This is a genomic window from Nonomuraea sp. B19D2 (assembly GCF_040137845.1).
In the GTDB taxonomy this organism is placed as follows: Bacteria; Actinomycetota; Actinomycetes; order Streptosporangiales; family Streptosporangiaceae; genus Nonomuraea.
In genome coordinates, this window is sequence record NZ_JBEFAK010000025.1 from 52,056 (window position 1) to 67,972 (window position 15,917).

Below are 15,917 nucleotides of genomic sequence, written 5' to 3' on the forward strand. Positions count from 1 at the left end.
CCGGATGCCGGAATCACTCACCCTTGCCAACCTCCTTGACGACGCGGCGATCCTTTCGCTCGAGCACCAGATCCACCTCGAAGAGGTGCTCGGCGAGCACAACTGGAGCGTCGACCTGCGAGAGCAGCGCTTCGAGTTCACCGGGGACCACACGATCACCTGCACCCGCTTCCACCTGCTCGGCTCCGCCGCCCCGGGACCGGACTCGTGGCTGTGGGCCTGGGCGAACCCGTCCGGCTTCCCCGAGGCGCTGACGGCGCTCTCCGCGACGCTGCGGGACTTCGGGCAGCAGCACGACATCGCGGAGCTCGCCGCCGCCGAGGTCCCGTTCGGCGTGCTGCCCGGCTCCCCTGCCGATCCTGCCTTCGCCGCGGCGATCCTCACCGAGGCCGCCAAGGCCGTGAGCGGCCACTGGACCGCCTACAACGGCGACGCGGGCGGCGGCACGCGGGTCGCGTTCCTCATCGAGCACCCGGACTTCCAGCTGCCGCCGCCGGAGCCCGCTCGCCTCATGCGCGTCCTGCAGCAGGCACTCACCTTGCCGCTGCTGACGGAGCACCGCCGCGCCGTACACAGCTACGCCGTGCGCCGCGGCCTCGGCGTCGCTCCCGGCCAGAACGCCGATCAGCTCACCCTCACCGGACCGGGCTTCGAGGCGCTCGTCGAGTTCGACCCGCTCGGCCGCGTCGGCAACATCTCCGCCACTCTGTCGGCCCCGCGCGGCGCCTGACAGGCGAGCCCCTGACCTCTCGCGGCGGGCGCCGTTTCGGTAGATTCATCCCTCGGTGCCGTACCGAAGGAGCCCCGTGAGCATTCCCGAACTGACCGACGTCCATCCGGCGTGGCTGCCGCCCGAGGCGTTCAGGGCGATCGGTTCCCGCCGCACCCTCGTACAGGCGGACGGGCCGCTCGCCGACACCGTGCGGGAGGAGGTCGCGCAGGCCGCCGCCCGGTACGGCGGCAGCGTCACGGACGGAGGACCGTCCGACCTCGTGCTCACCCTGTCCGGGTCCGAGGGCGCGGACGGGTACGCGATCTCCCGGCGGGACGGCGTGACGACCGTGGCCGGCGGCGATCCCGCCGGGCTGCTCTACGGGTTCTTCCACGTCGTACGGCTGGGCGAGGCGGCGTTCGAGGGCGAGTGGCCGGTGGAGCACCACCGGCCCGCGATGCGGCGGCGCATGCTCGACCACTGGGACAACATCGACGTGCACCCGGTGATGGGCCAGGTCGAGCGCGGCTACGCGGGCGGGTCGATCTTCTGGGCGGACGGCGCGCCGCGCCCGGACCTGACCCGGGTGCGGGCCTACGCGCGGCTGCTGGCCGCCTCCGGCGTCAACGCGGTCGCGATCAACAACGTGAACGTGCACGCCACCGAGGCCCACCTGCTGACCGACCGGCTCGGCGAGGTGGCCGCCATCGCGGCCGAGTTCCGCCCGTACGGGATCCGCGTGCACCTGTCGGTCAACTTCGCCTCCCCCATTCAGCTCGGCGGCCTCCCCACCGCCGACCCGCTGGCGGAGGAGGTCCGGCGGTGGTGGGCGGAGACCACCGAGCACGTCTACGCGACAATTCCAGACTTCGGCGGATATGTCGTGAAAGCTGACTCGGAGGGGCAGCCGGGCCCGTTCGCGTACGAGCGCACCCACGCCGACGGCGCGAACATGCTCGCCGACGCCCTGGCCCCCTTCGGCGGGGTCGTCCACTGGCGGGCCTTCGTCTACAACCACCGGCAGGACTGGCGCGACCGCTCGACCGACCGCGCCCGCGCGGCCTACGACCACTTCGCCCCGCTCGACGGCCGGTTCCTGGACAACGCGATCCTGCAGGTCAAGCACGGTCCCATGGACTTCCAGCCGCGCGAGCCGGTCTCCCCGGTGATCCTGCAGATGCAGGGGACCCGCCTGGCGGTGGAGCTGCAGGTGACGCAGGAGTACACCGGCCAGCAGCGGCACGTCTGCTACCTGGCCCCGATGTGGAGCGAGGTCCTGGCGTTCGAGGACGTCGCCGAGGCGGGCGACCTGGTCGCGGTCTCCAACGTGGGCGACGACCGCTTCTGGACCGGCCACCCGCTCGCGCAGGCCAACCTGTACGCGTTCGGCCGCCTCGCCTGGGACCCGGGCCTCGACCCGGCCGCCATCCTCGACGAGTGGATGGACCTCACCTTCGCGCGGCCCGGCGAGCCGCTGCGGCGCACCCTGCACGCCATGATGGACGGTTCGTGGCGCACGTACGAGCGCTACACCGCGCCCCTCGGCGTCGGCTTCATGGTGCGTCCCGGCCACCACTACGGCCCGGACGTGGACGGGTACGAGTACACGCCGTGGGGCACGTACCACTTCGCCGACCGCGACGGCGTGGGCGTGGACCGCACGCGCGCCACCGGCACCGGCTTCACCGGCCAGTACCCGGAGCCGTGGTCGGACATCTACGAGTCGCTCGAGAGGTGCCCCGACGAGCTGCTGCTCTTCTTCCACCACGTCCCGTACGGGCATGTGCTGCAGAGCGGCTCGACGGTCATCCAGCACATCTACGACACCCACTTCGCGGGCGCCGAGGAGGTGGCCGAGTCCCGGCTGCTCTGGGAGAAGCTCGCCGGCTCCGGCGCGGTGCCCCCGGACGTGTACGCCCGGGTGCGTGAGCTCCTCGACGAGCAGATCCGCTGCGCCGAGGAGTGGCGCGACCAGGTCAATGCCTACTTCTTCCGCAAGTCGGGCGTGCCCGACGCGCGCGGAAGGCACATCCCCTAAGCGGTGAAGCGCTCCCGGACCTCGGCGATCACCGGGCGGCTGTTCCACAGGAGCGCCGCGGCGAACGCCGAGGCCAGCAGCGCCGGCACCAGCTCGGTGACGACCATTGTCAGCCCGCCCGCCACGACGAGGAGGGCCGCGTTGCCGAACGTGGCCTTCGGGTGGCGCATGAGGAAGTACGAGGCCAGCCGCGCCACGTCCACCGCCCGGAACTCGAACAGCGACGTGATCAGCAGGGCGTTGGCGACCCACAACATCGCCGCCACCGCGACGACCAGCAGCAGCACCGCCCACCATCCCGGAACGCCGGCGGCGGCGAAGTTCGCCAGGTTCGTCCCGACGACCGCCAGGCCTGCCAGCCAGGGCACCCAGATCTTCAGCACCCCGCGCACGTTGGCCTTGTAGCCGCGCCAGAACGCCGCCGCCGGGTGGAGGTCCGTCATGTCCCTGCTGCGGTGGCGCAGCGCGTAGAGGGCGGCGGACAGCGCGGGGCCGAGCGGCAGCGCGCAGGCGGCGGCCAGCGGCACGTTGCTCGCGTCGCCGCCGAGCAGGGTGAGCGCGAGCAGGCCGGGCGCGCTCGCGAGCAGGAACATGCCCTCGACCACCAGCAGGCTGTAGACCAGCGTGGCGGCGCGCGAGAGCGGCCCCTGGCCGAACCGCCGCCCGGCCGGCACCTCGCCGCTCCCGGACCGAGCAGCCGTCACCTCGCTCATCGGCTCTCCTCTCAATCCGGGCAGCCCAGGCCGAGCAGCCGCCCGTCGTTCCACCACGGCGGCGTCTCGTCCACCACCGGCGTGAGCTCGACCAGCGTAACCTCGTGGCGGCCGAGCGTGAGATCCAGGTCCGCGTACCCGCCAGAGACCGGCAGGCTGCGGTGGCTGCGGACCGGTTCGGCCGCCTCCCGCAGCACGTCGAGCTCCCGGGCCTTCGGCGAGCGTGGGCGGCCCATCTCGCACCAGGCCGCCCAGGCGTTGCCCTTCTCCTCGCTCACCGACGAGCGCAGCTCGAACGCCGAGGCGGCGTCCCCGACCGGGACGGACAGCCGCACCGTGTGCCCGGCGCCGCGGCGTGGCGAACTGCTCGAGCAGCTTCGCCGCGGGCGCCAGCGTCTGGTGGACGCCGAACGGCACGTGCTGGGCCGGGCCGGAGGTGTACGCGTGCCGGCTGACGAAGTCGATCGGCAGCGAGCGCTCGGCCACGAAGTCCGCGAAGCGCACCAGGAACTCGTCGGAGCCGGGCGAGATGGCCGGGCCGCCGACCTGGAGCGAGGCGTCCACCTCCTTGACGGCGTGCGCGCTCACCTCGTACAGCCGGTGGTAGGCGTCCTGGTCGGCGTCCTGCCAGAAGTCCTTGAGGTTGGGCTCGTTCCACACCTCGATCGGCCAGGTGCGCACCCGGTCGAGCCCGTACCGGTCGACCAGGTGCGCGACGGTGGCCCTGACCAGGTCGGCCCACTCCCGCCAGGAGCTGGGCGGGGTGACGTTGCCGTGCCACCAGAACACGCTCTGGTCGCCGGAGGCCAGCCCCGAGGGCATGAAGCCGAGCTCGACGAAGGGCTGGATCCCGAGCTCGAGGTAGGCGTCGATCACCTGGTCGACGTACGTGAACGAGTGGCGCACGTGCCGCGCGCCCGCGTACTCGTACGGCTGGTGGACGCCCACCCCGTCGCTCAGCAGCCCGTGCCCCCGGATGTGCCGGAAGCCGATCTCCCGCTGGATCAGCGCCAGCGAATCCTGGTAGTCGCGGCGCAGCGCCAGCTCGAAGCGGCCGGTGCCGACGCAGAAGCGCCAGGCGTCGGACAGCCGCCCCGAGGCCTCCGGGGGAACCCGCATCAGCCGTGGTCCTTCTTGAACCGCTCGTAGGCGGTGTTGACGAGGTTGATGTAGGAGGTCATGTTCTTTGCCTCCAGCTCCTTGACGTAGGCGTCCCACTCGCTCAGGTCGCGCTCGCCGAGGACGAACTTGAGCGTCTGCTGGGTGACGAAGTCCTTCAGCGGCGTCTCCCACAGCGTGGCCTGCTCGCGCTCCTCGTCGTTGAACGGGTGCGGCGGCTCGATCGGGTACGGTTTGCGCGCGTTCATCACGTTCTGGAACGCCACCTCCTCCTCGGAGAAGGTGGAGTTGAGCAGCTTGGTGGTGCCGCCGTAGGCGAAGACGCCGTTGGAGAAGCCGAAGTCCTTCTGCAGGTGCTTGGGCGCCCCGGGGTTGAGGCCGACGAAGTCGATGTCCTTGGCCAGCTTGAAGTTGCCCGAGGCGTCCTTGGTGTGCGTCGTGCCCTCGACGCCCCACTTGGCGAACTCCTCGCCCGCGTCGGAGTACCAGAGCCAGTCGATGAACTGCATCATGGCGACGAAGTTCTTGTTCTCCAGCGCCTTCTTGGAGATCATGATGCCGTTCTCGAGCCGGGTGTCGATCTTGTACTCACCGATCGGGCCCACGGGCACCGGGATCTTGGCGACCTTGGCGCCGGGGACGAGCTTGGTCAGCGTCGGGCGGTAGTCGTTGACGATCGACTGCGCGTTCGCACTGATCACGAACGACTTGCCGGAGTTGAACTTCTGCTTGGCCTGCTCGTCCTGCTGGGTGAAGCTCTCCGGGTCGAGCAGCTTCTCCTTCACCAGCTTGGCGAGGTACTCCAGCATCTGCTTGTACTGCGGCATCGCGCCGGTGTAGACGAACTTGCCGCTCGCGGTGTCGAAGGTCGCGTGCTGGTACTGCCAGCCGCCCTTGGCGCCGTAGGCCTGGGCGACGAGCTTGAACAGGTTGCCGCCGGGCGTGGGGACGCCGAACCGGTCGGTCATCGGGTAGAGGTCCGGGTACTCCTTCTTCAGCGCCTTGAGCACGGTGTACAGATCGTCCCAGGTCTTCGGGATCTCCAGCTTGTGCTTCTCCAGGATGTCGGTCCGCACCGCCAGGGAGTAGTCGATCCAGATCTCCTCGTGCAGACCCGGCAGCAGGTAGATGCGGCCGTCGGCCTGGCGCAGCGTGTCCAGCTCCGGCTCCATCTTCCACTTGGCGACCTTGTCCTTGAAGTTGGGCATCAGGTCGAAGTAGTCGCTGACCGGCAGGATGGCGCCGGAGGAGACGAACGCCTCCTCCGCCGGGTGGTAGGTCTTCGGGATGATGAGCGGGGCCTGGCCGGAGCCCACCAGCAGGCCGCGCTTCTTGTCGTAGTCGCTGAGCGGCACCTCCACCGGCTTGAGCGTCACGCCGGTCCGCTTGGTCAGCTCCTGCCAGAACAGCCAGTCGCTCTTGTCCGGGTAGAACGGGTGGTTGTTGTAGAGCACGTCGAACGAGACCGGCTCGGTGGCCTTGAACTGCTGGTTGACGCCGTAGTTCGCCATCGCGCCCGCCTTGTTCGCCGACACGTCGGCGGCCTTCTTCGGGGCCTCGTCCGCGCCGCATCCGGCGACGGCGAAGGTGAGCGCACCCAGCCCGATGAGTGCCTGACGCCGGGAGATGTGCTGCATGGGGGGTTCCTTTCGGATGGACAATGGCTATCCCTTGACCGCGCCGAGCATGACGCCCGAGACGAAGTACCGCTGCACGAAGGGGTAGACCGCCAGGATGGGAAGGACGGTGAGCATGATCGTCACCGACTGGATGTTGGCCGCGGCCGCCGACGCCTCGGTGAGCGACGCACCGGCCGACTCGGCGCCCGTGGCGCCGGCGATGAGGTTGCGCAGGTAGATGGTCACCGGGAACAACTTCGTGTCGTTCAGGTAGAGGAACGCCGTGAACCACGAGTTCCAGAACGAGACGGCGTAGAACAGCACCATCGTGGCGATGACCGCCTTCGACAGCGGCAGCACGATCCGCCACAGGACGCCGTAGGTGTTGAGGCCGTCGATGGCGGCGGCCTCCTCCAGCTCCTGCGGCAGCCCCTCGAAGAACGCCTTCATGACCAGGAGGTTGAAGACGCTGATGGCGTTGGGCAGGACGATGGCCCAGATGGAGTTCGTCAGCCCGAGGCCGTTGACCAGCACGTACTGGGGGATCAGGCCGCCGGAGAAGATCATGGTGAAGACGGCCACCCAGACCAGGAACGTGCGGCCCTTGAGGTGTTTCTTGGACAGCACGTACGCGTAGCACGTGGTGAGCACCATCGCGATGGCGGTGGCCACGACGGTGTAGAGCACGGTGTTGCGGTAGTTCGTCCAGAACATCGGGTCCGAGACCACGAGCTTGTAGGTCGTGATGTTGAACCCGCGCGGGATGAGGTTGACCTGCCCGCCGACGATGTAGCGCTCTTCGCTGAACGAGCGGGCGATGATGTTGACGAAGGGGTACAACGTCACGATCACGACGCCGGTCAAAATGACGGCGTTGATCCCTTGGAAGACGCGGTAGCCGCGGCTCTTCTCGATCGTCACCACAGGCTCGTCCCTACTGTGCGACGGGAGATCACGTTCGCCGACGAGATCAGCACCACCCCGATCAGCGCCTCGAACAGGCCGATCGCGGCGGCGTAGCTGAGGTTGCTGGACTCCACACCCATGCGGTACAGGTACGTGGAGATCACGTCGGCGGTCGGGTACGTCAGCGGGTTGTACAGCAGCAGGACCTTCTCGAAGCCCACGGCCATGAACGTGCCGATGTTGAGGATCAGCAGCGTGATCGCCGTCGGCCGGATGCCCGGCAGGGTGACGTGCCAGATCTGCCGCCACCGTCCGGCGCCGTCCATCCGGGCCGCCTCGTAGAGCTGCCCGTCGATGGTCGTCAGCGCGGCCAGGTAGAGGATGGTCCCCCAGCCGACGGTCTGCCAGACCTCCGACGAGACGAAGATCGTGCGGAACCACTCCGGCTTCTGGATGAACGGGGTGGCCTCCCCGCCGAACGTCTTCACCAGCTGGTTGATCGGCCCGTCGATGGCCAGCATCTGCATGACGATGCCGGCCACGATGACCATCGACAGGAAGTGCGGCAGGTAGGACACCGACTGCAGGAACCGCTTGACGCGCCGGTTGCGCACCTCGTTGAGCAGCAGCGCCAGCGCGATCGGCAGCGGGAAGCAGAACAGCAGGGTGAGCGCCCCGAGGACGAGCGTGTTGGTGAACACGGTCCAGAACGACGGGTCGTTGAGGAACATCTTCACGTACCGCAGGCCCACCCAGGTCTCGCCGAAGATGCTGCCGCCCGGCTCGAACTTGCGGAAGGCGATCACGTTGCCGAGCATCGGGGCGTACCGGAAGATCGCGAAGAACAGCAGCGGCAGGATCGCCAGCGAGTACAGCTGCCAGTCGCGGCGGATCGCCTGCCGCCACGTGCCCGGTTTCGCCCGCCTGCGCCGGTGGGGCTCCGGCCGCGCCCGCCGGGCGTCCTGCGGCGGGTTGTCCAGCGTCGTACTCATCACTCCTCCTCGCGCGTGATGCGGGCCGTGGCCAGCAGGTGCCTGTCGTACCCGACCTCGCGCTCGGCGCCGGTCAGCCGCAGCGGCACGACCGCCGCCGCCTGACCGCTGGAGCGCCCGAAGCGCAGCTCGACGTCGCCGGGCTCGACGATGCGCCGGCCGCGCAGGCCGGTGAACGAGGCGACGTCGGCCGGGACCGTGAACGACACGCGCGCGGCCTGCCCGGCCTCCAGCGGGACGCGGGCGTAGCCGACCAGCCGCACCACCGGCCTGGTCGTCTGCGCGACCGGGTCGTGCAGGTACAGCTGCACGACCTCCGTGCCGGAGCGCGACCCGGTGTTGCGGACCGTCACCCCGACGGTGACCTCGCCGTCCACCGGCCACTCGGCCGCGTCCGTGTCGAGCGGCTCCCACGCGAACGTGGTGTAGCTCAGCCCGTGCCCGAACGGGTACGCGGGCGTCGTGTCCACCGACGACACCTCCGTCCGGCGCCCGAGCGGCGGCGACAGGTACGTCGAAGGCAGGCCGCCGGCGTCGCGCGGCACGCTGACCGGCAGCCGCCCGGACGGGTTCACCGCGCCGGTGAGCACCTCCGCCAGCGCCTGGCCGCCCCGCTGGCCCGGGAAGAAGCCGAAGACCACGGCCGCGGCCGCGTCGAACTCCGGCCCCAGCGCGTACGGCCGCCCGGCCAGCAGCACCAGGACCACCGGAGTGCCGGTCGCGAGCACGGCCCTGACGAGCTCGGCCTGCACGCCGGGCAGGCGCAGGTCGGTGGCGTCGCACCCCTCGCCGGAGGTGCCGCGCCCGAACAGCCCCGCCCGGTCGCCGACGACGACCACGCACACGTCGCTCTCCTCGGCCGCGGCCACGGCCGCCGCGATGCCGGAGGTGTCGTCGCCGGTGATGCCACAGCCCGGCTCGTACGTCAGATCGGGGACCAGCGTGCCGAGCGCCTCGCGCAGCGACGGGATGTCGATCCCGAGCCCGTGCTCGGGATGCGGGCCCACGTGCGCGGGGAAGGCGTAGCAGCCGAGCATCGCCATCGGGTCGTCGGCCACCGGGCCCACGAGAGCCACCCGCCGGCCCGGGGCGAGCGGCAGGATGTCGCCGGTGTTGCGCAGCAGGACGACGGACTCGCGCGCCAGGCGCAGGGCGAGCTCCCGGCTCTCCTCGTCGTCGAGGCGCACGTCCTCGGGTTCGCCGGGCAGCGGCCGCCACCCCTCGTCGAGCAGCCCGAGCTCGGCCTTCTGCGCCAGCACCCGGCGCAGGGCGCGGTCGATCAGCGCCTCGTCGACCTGCCCCGCCTTCACCGCCTCGACCAAGGGGGCGCCGAAGGTGTCGACCGTGGGCAGCTCGACGTCGATCCCGGCGCGCAGGGCCAGGCCGGCCGCCTCCGCCGCGTCCGCCGCGACGCCCTGCAGCTTCTGCAGGAACCGGATGGCGAAGTAGTCCGACACCACCGTGCCCGCGAATCCCCACTCCTCCCGCAGCAGCCCGGTCAGCAGGCCCTCGTCCGCCGCCACGGGAACGCCGTCGATCTCGGCGTAGGAGTTCATCACCGACCGGGGGCCGCCCAGGCGCAGGGCCATCTCGAACGGCGGCAGGATCACGTCGGCCAGCTCCCTGCGCCCCATGTGCACAGGCGCGTGGTTGCGCCCGCCCCGGGAGGCGGAGTAGCCGGCGAAGTGCTTCAGCGTGGCGACGATCCCCGCGCTCTCCAGCCCGCGTACGTAGGCCGCGCCGACCGTGCCGACCAGATAGGGGTCCTCGCCGATGGTCTCCTCGGTGCGTCCCCAGCGGTAGTCGCGGGTCACGTCGATGACCGGCGAGAGGCCCTGGTGGATCCCGGCGGCCCGCATGGACCGGCCGATCCGCCCGGCCATCTCCTCGACCAGCTCGGGGTCGAAGGACGCGCCCCAGCTCAGCGGCGTCGGGTAGACGGTCGCGCCCCAGGCGGCGAAGCCGGTCAGGCACTCCTCGTGCACCTGGGCCGGAATCCCGAACCTGCTCGCCGCCACGATCTGCTCCTGCGAGGCGGCCAGCGAGCGGGCGCCCGCGACCGGATCGACCGGCGCGCTCCCGAACGGGCGGGTCAGCTGGCCGAGCCCGTTGGCGATGACCTCGCGCCACTCGACGCCCGCCATCTCCTCCTGGTGCGGGGCGACGCCTCCCCCTGAGGCGTCGGCGCCGACCCAGACGCCGACGAGCTGGGCGATCTTCTCTTCCAGCGTCATGAGCGGGATGAGCGCCTCGGCCCGCTCGGCGGGAGACAACCGCGCGTCCCGCCACTTGTCGATTGGTACCTGGCCCCTCATGCCACCCTTTCGGCTGATCGCCGGCATGACGCCGAAACTTTCGAAGAATTCCCGTTAATATTGCGGCAACTTATGGGTCAGGGTTTCGGCGTGTCAAGAGGGTGCAAAGTGCTATGTTCCGGCTGATCACCGCAGGATTGAGCCAGCATTCGATGCTAAATTTCCAGAAAGTTTCTGGACGCTCAGCTGACAAGTTGCCGTTCGGCCACTGTCAGGTCAGGGACTCCGTCAACGTGCGGGCCGCCTGGTTGACGAGCTTGCCGCACTCGGCCGGGCTCCTGATCTGTGGTGTCGTCACGTACGTGGGCATGCTGCAGGGGATCGGCACCGTCGACTACGTGGGCTCGTCGGTGGCGGCGATCGGCATAACCGCCGCTCCGCACTATCCAAGATGCGGCCTGCCACCTTCCAATGGACATTGGTGAGACGATCTCCAGCCGAGAATTGAGGTTCACGTATGGCTGTCGATGCCGCGCTCGCGCAGCACTCGGACGGATGGACGCGACGGCTCAACACCCGGCACCACAAGGCCGGCCTCGGGGTGTTCCTCTTCATCGTCATCGCCCATTGGGCGGAGCACATCGCGCAGGCCGTCCAGGTCTACGTCCTGGGCTGGCCGCTGAAGGACGCGCGCGGCGTGCTCGGCGTGCCCTTCCCCTGGCTCGTCTCCTCCGAGTGGATGCACTACGGCTATGCGCTGCTGATGCTGGTCGGCCTGATCATGCTGAGAGGCGGCTTCGTCGGCAGGGCACGCCTGTGGTGGAACATCTCTCTGGGCATCCAGGTCTGGCACCACCTGGAGCACCTGCTGCTGCTCGGGCAGGCGCTCACCGGCGCCAACCTGCTCGGCCGCCCCGTGCCGACCAGCATCCTCCAGCTCGTCCTGCCCCGCATGGAGCTGCACCTGTTCTACAACGCGCTGGTCTTCGCACCCATGGTGGTGGCGATGATCCTGCACCGGCGCCCGAGCCGGGCGGAAGCCGGTCAGATGCGGTGCACCTGCGCCCTCGCCACGGGCTGATGAAGGCCCCCGGCAGGCGCTCCCCTGCCTTCACCGTGGCGCTGACCCTCTTCGCCTGCCTGCTCGCCTACCTGGCGACGCCGAACCTCGGCACGGTGGTGCGGGCGGCGCGAGCGGACGGAAGGCCGGGCGTCTTCGTCCCCCGGGAACTGTCCTGCATCCAGCACCCGGGGCACGAGTCGTGCGTCTGGATCGGCGAGTTCCGCTCCGACGACGGCGCCGTGGTCAGGTCCGGCATCGAGATGTACGGCAGCGACCGCGCCACGCACCGGGCCGGCGAACCGGCGCGCGCCCTGGACGTGGGGGCCGCCAACCGGGTCTACGGACCGAGCGGCTCCAACGAGTGGGTGGTCACCGCGCTGCTGCTGGCCTCGGCGGCGGCCATCCTCTGGTTCTCGTACGTCAAGCCGCGGCGCGGCGCCCGTCGTCCTCGGGTGGCCGCGGCGCGGGAATGACGCGGGGAAGCTCACGAGTCGTCCTGCGGCTGGCAGCCCACCAGCTCCCAGCGGTCGACCTCGGGGTTGGCGAGAATCTCCCGCACCCGATCGCCGACCTGCGCGCTGCTCATCGGCTCGTCGGGACGCACCCGGATGACGATGTCCCCCGACGCCTGGGCGAGGTCCTTGTGCCAGCCGCTGGGCAGGAGCGCCATGATGCGGATCCCGTCCACCGGCGAGCCGGGCAGCGGCAGCCCGCGCACCTGGCGCATCGTCAGCTGGATCAGCACGGTGCCGCCCTCCTCCCGGCCGGGTGCCCGCCTGGCGGTCACCCGGCACTGATCGTGTTGACGCACTCCACTGTGCGACCGGCGAAGGGCACGATCCAGGCGCGGCGGCGGCAGGAAGCTGCACGCGGGTTACCGCATGTTGTCACCCCGGTCCGGGACACGCGAAAGCCCCGCCCGTGGAGCGGGCGGGGCCGGTGTTGTCAGAGCGGGACGTTCCCGTGCTTGCGCGGAGCCGGGTGCTTGCGTTTGTCGCGGAGCATGGCGAGCCCGCGGGCGACGGCCGCCCGGGTCTCGGCAGGGTCGATCACGTCGTCCACGAGCCCGCGCTCGGCGGTGTAGGTGGGCTGGATGAGCTCCTGCTTGTACTGCTCGAGCAGCTCGGCCCGCTCGGCCACGGGGTCGGCCGCCGCGGCCAGCCGCCTGCGGTGGATGACGTTCACCGCGCCCTCCGCGCCCATCACGGCGATCTCGTTGGTGGGCCAGGCCAGCGACAGGTCGGTGCCGATGGAACGCGAATCCATGACGATGTACGCCCCGCCGTACGCCTTCCTGATGACGACCGAGATGCGCGGCACGGTCGCCTCGCAGTACGCGTACAGCAGCTTCGCGCCGTGCCGGATCACCCCGGCGTGCTCCTGGTCCTTGCCGGGCAGGAAGCCGGGAACGTCGACGAGCGTCACCAAGGGAATCGAGAAGGCATCACAGAACCTGACAAAACGCGCCGCCTTCTGGGCGGCCGACGCGTCGAGCACCCCGGCGAGCACCATGGGCTGGTTGGCCACCACGCCGACCACTTCACCGTCGATCCTGGCCAGGGCGCAGATCACATTGCGCGCCCAGCCATGGTGCACTTCGAGGAGGTCGCCGTCGTCCACGAGTTCGGCCAGCACCAGGCGCATGTCGTACAGCTTGTGCGGCTCGGCGGGCACGATCTCGGCCAGGCGCGGGCGCAGGTCGGTGGTCGCGCCGCACGGCGGGAGCGCGGGCGGGCGGCCGAGATTGTTGCTCGGCAGCATGGACAGCAGGTCGCGGACGCCGAGCAGGCAGCTCTCCTCGTCGTCGTAGACGAACGTGGACACGCCCGACCTGCTGCCGTGCACCTGCGCGCCGCCGAGCTCGGCGTGGGTCACCCGCTCGCCGGTCACCGCCTCCACCACGTCCGGCCCCGTCAGGTACAGCTGCGCGGTGTCGCCGGCCATGAAGGTGAAGTCGGCCAGCGCCGTCGAGTAGGCCGCGCCCCCGGCGCAGGGGCCGAGCACGACGCTGATCTGCGGGATGACTCCGGACGCCTGGACGAAGCGCTGGAAGATGCCGCCGTAGCCGTTGAGCGACAGCACGCCTTCCTGGATCCGGGCGCCGCCGCTGTCGTTCAGCCCGATGAACGGCGAGCCGGTGGACAGCGCCAGCTCCATCACCTTCTGGATCTTCAGGGCGTGCGCCTCGCCCAGCGAGCCGCCGAAGACGGTGAAGTCCTGCGCGTAGACGAAGACGCGGCGGCCCTCGATCGTGCCGGACCCGGTGACGACCCCGTCGGTGTGCGGCCGCTGCCGGTCCATGCCCAGCCCCTGCGCCCGGTGCCGGCGCAGCATGTCCAGCTCGACGAAGGAGCCCTCGTCGAGGAGGATGTCCAGCCGCTCCCTGGCGGTGAGCTTGCCCAGCGCGTGCTGCCGCGCCACCCCCTGGGGGCGGCCCTCGGCGATCTCCTTGCGCAGCCTGCCCAGGTCCTCGCGGAGCCGGGCCATGGAGGGCGGCAGTGCCCGCACGGCCTCCTCGAGGGCCTCAGGGGTGATGTCCAGCTCGAAGATGCTCAATCGTCTCGTCCCTTCAGCACGCTGACGGTCATCGGCAGCCCGCCGCGTACGCGCAGCGACAGCATCGCCTCGGGAATCGCCCGGCGACCGGGCCGGCCGGTCAGCCGCAGCTCGCGGGAGACCATGGCCAGCACGAAGACGGCCTCCATCATCCCCAGGTGGCTGCCGACGCAGAAGCGCGGCCCGGCGCCGAACGGAATGTAGGCGTATCTGGCGCGGTCGGACCGCGCGTCGGGGGCGAACCGCTCGGGGCGGAACCGGTCCGCCTGCGGCCAGTGACCCGGATGCCGGTGCAGCGTGTACGGGCTGATCAGGACGTCCGCCCCCGAGGGCACCCGGTAACCGCCCACCTCGTCGCCGTCCACCGCCACCCGGGTCAGCGCCCACACCGGCGGGTAGAGGCGCATGACCTCCTCGAGCACCATCGTGGTGTAGGTGAGCCGGTGCAGATCCTCGTACGTCGGCGGCCGGTCGCCCAGCACCGCGACGGCCTCGGCGTGCAGGCGCTCGCGCACGCCGGGATGCCGGTCGAGGAGGTGGAAGGCCCATGACAGGGTGCTCGCCGTGGTCTCGTGCCCGGCCAGCAGGATGGTGACCAGTTCGGCGCGCAGGCGCTCGCGCGCGGCCCGCGGGCCGGCGTCCTGCCGGGTGCCGGCGATCAGCAGGGACAGCAGGTCGCTCCCGTCGGTCGGGCGGGCGGCCCGCTCGGCCACCAGCGAGTCGACGATCCTGTGCAGTGCCCTGCGGGCGCGGCGGAAGCGGAGATGCAGCGGTAACGGCAACCACAGCGGGACCGCCCCCAGCGTGACCATCTCGAACATCGCCTGGTCCTGGACGCCTTCGAAGGCGTGCGCGATCGACGCGTGCGCCCCGAGGTCGGCCTCGAGCAGCGTCCTGCCCAGCACGCCGAGGGTGAGCGTGGTCATCTCGCCGGCCACGTCCACCGGCCCGGCGCCCGCGTGCGCACGCAGCCTGGCCACCAGCCGCCCGGCCTCGTCGGCGACGATCGCGTCCTGCCGGGCGAGCCGCTTGTTCTGGAACAGCGGCTGGATCGCCTTGCGCTGGCGCCGCCACACCTCGCCGTGGCCGGTCAGCAGGCCGTCGCCGAGCATCGGCCTGGCCTCGGCCAGGCCGATGCCCTTGCGATAGTTGGCGTGGTTGTCGGCCAGCACGTGTTTGGCGTGGTCGGGGTGGTTGAACAGATAGATGGTCTTGGGGCCGATGGTCAGCCGTACGGCGTCGCCGTACCGCGCCGCGGCCCCGGACAGCAGCGCCAGCCGGTCCGTCACCAGTTGCCTGAACAGGGCGGGGCCCGCCCACAGAGGCGGGCCGGGCGGTCTGGCCGCCCCTCCCGCCCGCGTGGCGGGCGGGACCTGGACCACGCTCATGCCGTGACCCCCTCGGACGAGGCGGCGCCGATCTCCGCGAACCGGCCCCGGTACACCAGCAGCCCGTCGCTGCCGGGCCGCTGCCGCATCGACAGCACCTTGCCGAGGAAGATCGTGTGGTCGCCGCCGTCGTAGGCACGCCACAGGTCGCATTCGAAGCTCACCGCGGCGTCCGCGATGAGCGGCACCCTGGTGAGCTCCCCCAGCTCCACGTCGACCTGGGCGAACTGGGCCGCGCCCAGCGCGCGGTAGCGGTCGGCGAAGTGCCTGGCCGCGGCCTCCTGGTGGCCGGCGAGCACGGAGACGCCGAAGAAGGAGCTCTCTCCGAGGCGCCGGTGCATCATCGCGGACTTGGCGACGCAGACCAGGAGCAGCGGCGGGCTGAGTGAGACCGAGGTGAAGGCGTTGGCCGTCATGGCGTGGGGGACGGCGCCACCGGTGGTCACCACGGTGACACCGGTGGCGAACGCGCCGAACGCGGTGCGCAGCGCCTTGGAGTCGGTGGCGTCGTCGAGCGTCGGGGTCGATGCGGAGATGTGCACGCTTGCCTCCTGGA

14 protein-coding genes and 1 pseudogene are annotated in these 15,917 nt (G+C 70.7%); 5 read left to right on the forward strand and 10 right to left on the reverse strand.

The features are described from left to right. Window positions 1–4: 4 nt before the first annotated feature. Both ABN273_RS36200 and ABN273_RS36205 read left to right on the forward strand, forming a co-directional pair. A complete protein-coding gene (locus ABN273_RS36200; protein WP_349453609.1) occupies window positions 5–730 on the forward strand; it encodes a DUF6882 domain-containing protein in 726 nt (241 codons plus the stop codon). 76 nt (window positions 731–806) lie between these two features. After that, entirely contained in the window at window positions 807–2,750 is a 1,944-nt protein-coding gene (locus ABN273_RS36205) for an alpha-glucuronidase (RefSeq protein ID WP_349453610.1), read from the forward strand. Between the two features lie 724 nt (window positions 2,751–3,474). Here the strand turns inward: ABN273_RS36205 and ABN273_RS59765 are convergent. The 6 genes and pseudogenes from ABN273_RS59765 to ABN273_RS36230 all read right to left on the reverse strand — a co-directional run bounded on the left by ABN273_RS59765 (window position 3,475) and on the right by ABN273_RS36230 (window position 10,414). Continuing rightward, a complete protein-coding gene (locus tag ABN273_RS59765; protein WP_502911184.1) occupies window positions 3,475–3,798 on the reverse strand; it encodes a GH39 family glycosyl hydrolase in 324 nt (107 codons plus the stop codon). A gap of 28 nt (window positions 3,799–3,826) precedes the next feature. Further along, window positions 3,827–4,582 (reverse strand): annotated as a pseudogene (locus tag ABN273_RS59770) (GH39 family glycosyl hydrolase); the annotation flags it as partial. Further along, window positions 4,582–6,219, reverse strand: a complete 1,638-nt coding sequence (locus ABN273_RS36215; RefSeq protein WP_349453612.1) for an ABC transporter substrate-binding protein — start codon at window positions 6,217–6,219, stop codon at window positions 4,582–4,584. The gene ABN273_RS36215 and the pseudogene ABN273_RS59770, both read right to left, overlap by 1 nt. Window positions 6,220–6,246: 27 nt before the next feature. Beyond that, window positions 6,247–7,122, reverse strand: coding sequence for a carbohydrate ABC transporter permease (locus ABN273_RS36220; protein WP_349453613.1), 876 nt, complete (start codon window positions 7,120–7,122; stop codon window positions 6,247–6,249). After that, window positions 7,119–8,099, reverse strand: a complete 981-nt coding sequence (locus ABN273_RS36225; protein WP_349453614.1) for an ABC transporter permease — start codon at window positions 8,097–8,099, stop codon at window positions 7,119–7,121. Before ABN273_RS36225 ends, ABN273_RS36220 begins: the two co-directional genes overlap by 4 nt. Then, window positions 8,099–10,414: a beta-xylosidase/alpha-l-arabinosidase gene (locus tag ABN273_RS36230; RefSeq protein WP_349453615.1), complete on the reverse strand. Its 2,316-nt coding sequence runs from the start codon at window positions 10,412–10,414 to the stop codon at window positions 8,099–8,101. Before ABN273_RS36230 ends, ABN273_RS36225 begins: the two co-directional genes overlap by 1 nt. 113 nt (window positions 10,415–10,527) lie before the next feature. Here ABN273_RS36230 and ABN273_RS36235 point away from each other — a divergent pair, with 113 nt between their 5' ends. The 3 genes from ABN273_RS36235 to ABN273_RS36245 are packed head-to-tail and all read left to right on the forward strand — an operon-like array spanning window position 10,528 to window position 11,890. Continuing rightward, window positions 10,528–10,839: a hypothetical protein gene (locus ABN273_RS36235; protein ID WP_349453616.1), complete on the forward strand. Its 312-nt coding sequence runs from the start codon at window positions 10,528–10,530 to the stop codon at window positions 10,837–10,839. 32 nt (window positions 10,840–10,871) lie between these two features. Continuing rightward, window positions 10,872–11,435, forward strand: a complete 564-nt coding sequence (locus tag ABN273_RS36240) for a hypothetical protein (protein WP_349453617.1) — start codon at window positions 10,872–10,874, stop codon at window positions 11,433–11,435. Continuing rightward, window positions 11,435–11,890, forward strand: coding sequence for a hypothetical protein (locus tag ABN273_RS36245; RefSeq protein ID WP_349453618.1), 456 nt, complete (start codon window positions 11,435–11,437; stop codon window positions 11,888–11,890). Before ABN273_RS36240 ends, ABN273_RS36245 begins: the two co-directional genes overlap by 1 nt. A gap of 11 nt (window positions 11,891–11,901) precedes the next feature. Here ABN273_RS36245 and ABN273_RS36250 read toward each other — a convergent pair whose 3' ends face one another. The 4 genes from ABN273_RS36250 to ABN273_RS36265 form a co-directional block, all read right to left on the reverse strand. Then, window positions 11,902–12,204 (reverse strand): hypothetical protein, encoded by a 303-nt coding sequence (locus ABN273_RS36250; RefSeq protein WP_349453619.1) that lies wholly within the window; start codon window positions 12,202–12,204, stop codon window positions 11,902–11,904. A gap of 158 nt (window positions 12,205–12,362) precedes the next feature. Continuing rightward, a complete protein-coding gene (locus tag ABN273_RS36255) occupies window positions 12,363–13,904 on the reverse strand; it encodes an acyl-CoA carboxylase subunit beta (protein WP_349453707.1) in 1,542 nt (513 codons plus the stop codon). A gap of 65 nt (window positions 13,905–13,969) precedes the next feature. Then, a complete protein-coding gene (locus tag ABN273_RS36260; protein ID WP_349453620.1) occupies window positions 13,970–15,361 on the reverse strand; it encodes a cytochrome P450 in 1,392 nt (463 codons plus the stop codon). Beyond that, entirely contained in the window at window positions 15,358–15,903 is a 546-nt protein-coding gene (locus tag ABN273_RS36265; RefSeq protein WP_349453621.1) for a flavin reductase family protein, read from the reverse strand. The genes ABN273_RS36260 and ABN273_RS36265 overlap by 4 nt, the downstream gene beginning before the upstream one ends. Window positions 15,904–15,917: the final 14 nt, after the last annotated feature.

What these genes read in the sequence shown, in the direction of transcription:
- ABN273_RS36230 (WP_349453615.1), bottom strand. Translation starts at nt 10,414, where the DNA reads ATGAGGGGCCAGGTACCAATCGACAAGTGGCGGGACGCGCGGTTGTCT.
- ABN273_RS36235 (WP_349453616.1), top strand. Translation starts at nt 10,528, where the DNA reads ATGTTCCGGCTGATCACCGCAGGATTGAGCCAGCATTCGATGCTAAAT.
- ABN273_RS36225 (WP_349453614.1), bottom strand. Translation starts at nt 8,099, where the DNA reads ATGAGTACGACGCTGGACAACCCGCCGCAGGACGCCCGGCGGGCGCGG.
- ABN273_RS36200 (WP_349453609.1), top strand. Translation starts at nt 5, where the DNA reads ATGCCGGAATCACTCACCCTTGCCAACCTCCTTGACGACGCGGCGATC.
- ABN273_RS36240 (WP_349453617.1), top strand. Translation starts at nt 10,872, where the DNA reads ATGGCTGTCGATGCCGCGCTCGCGCAGCACTCGGACGGATGGACGCGA.
- ABN273_RS36245 (WP_349453618.1), top strand. Translation starts at nt 11,435, where the DNA reads ATGAAGGCCCCCGGCAGGCGCTCCCCTGCCTTCACCGTGGCGCTGACC.
- ABN273_RS36255 (WP_349453707.1), bottom strand. Translation starts at nt 13,904, where the DNA reads ATGGCCCGGCTCCGCGAGGACCTGGGCAGGCTGCGCAAGGAGATCGCC.
- ABN273_RS36215 (WP_349453612.1), bottom strand. Translation starts at nt 6,219, where the DNA reads ATGCAGCACATCTCCCGGCGTCAGGCACTCATCGGGCTGGGTGCGCTC.
- ABN273_RS36260 (WP_349453620.1), bottom strand. Translation starts at nt 15,361, where the DNA reads ATGAGCGTGGTCCAGGTCCCGCCCGCCACGCGGGCGGGAGGGGCGGCC.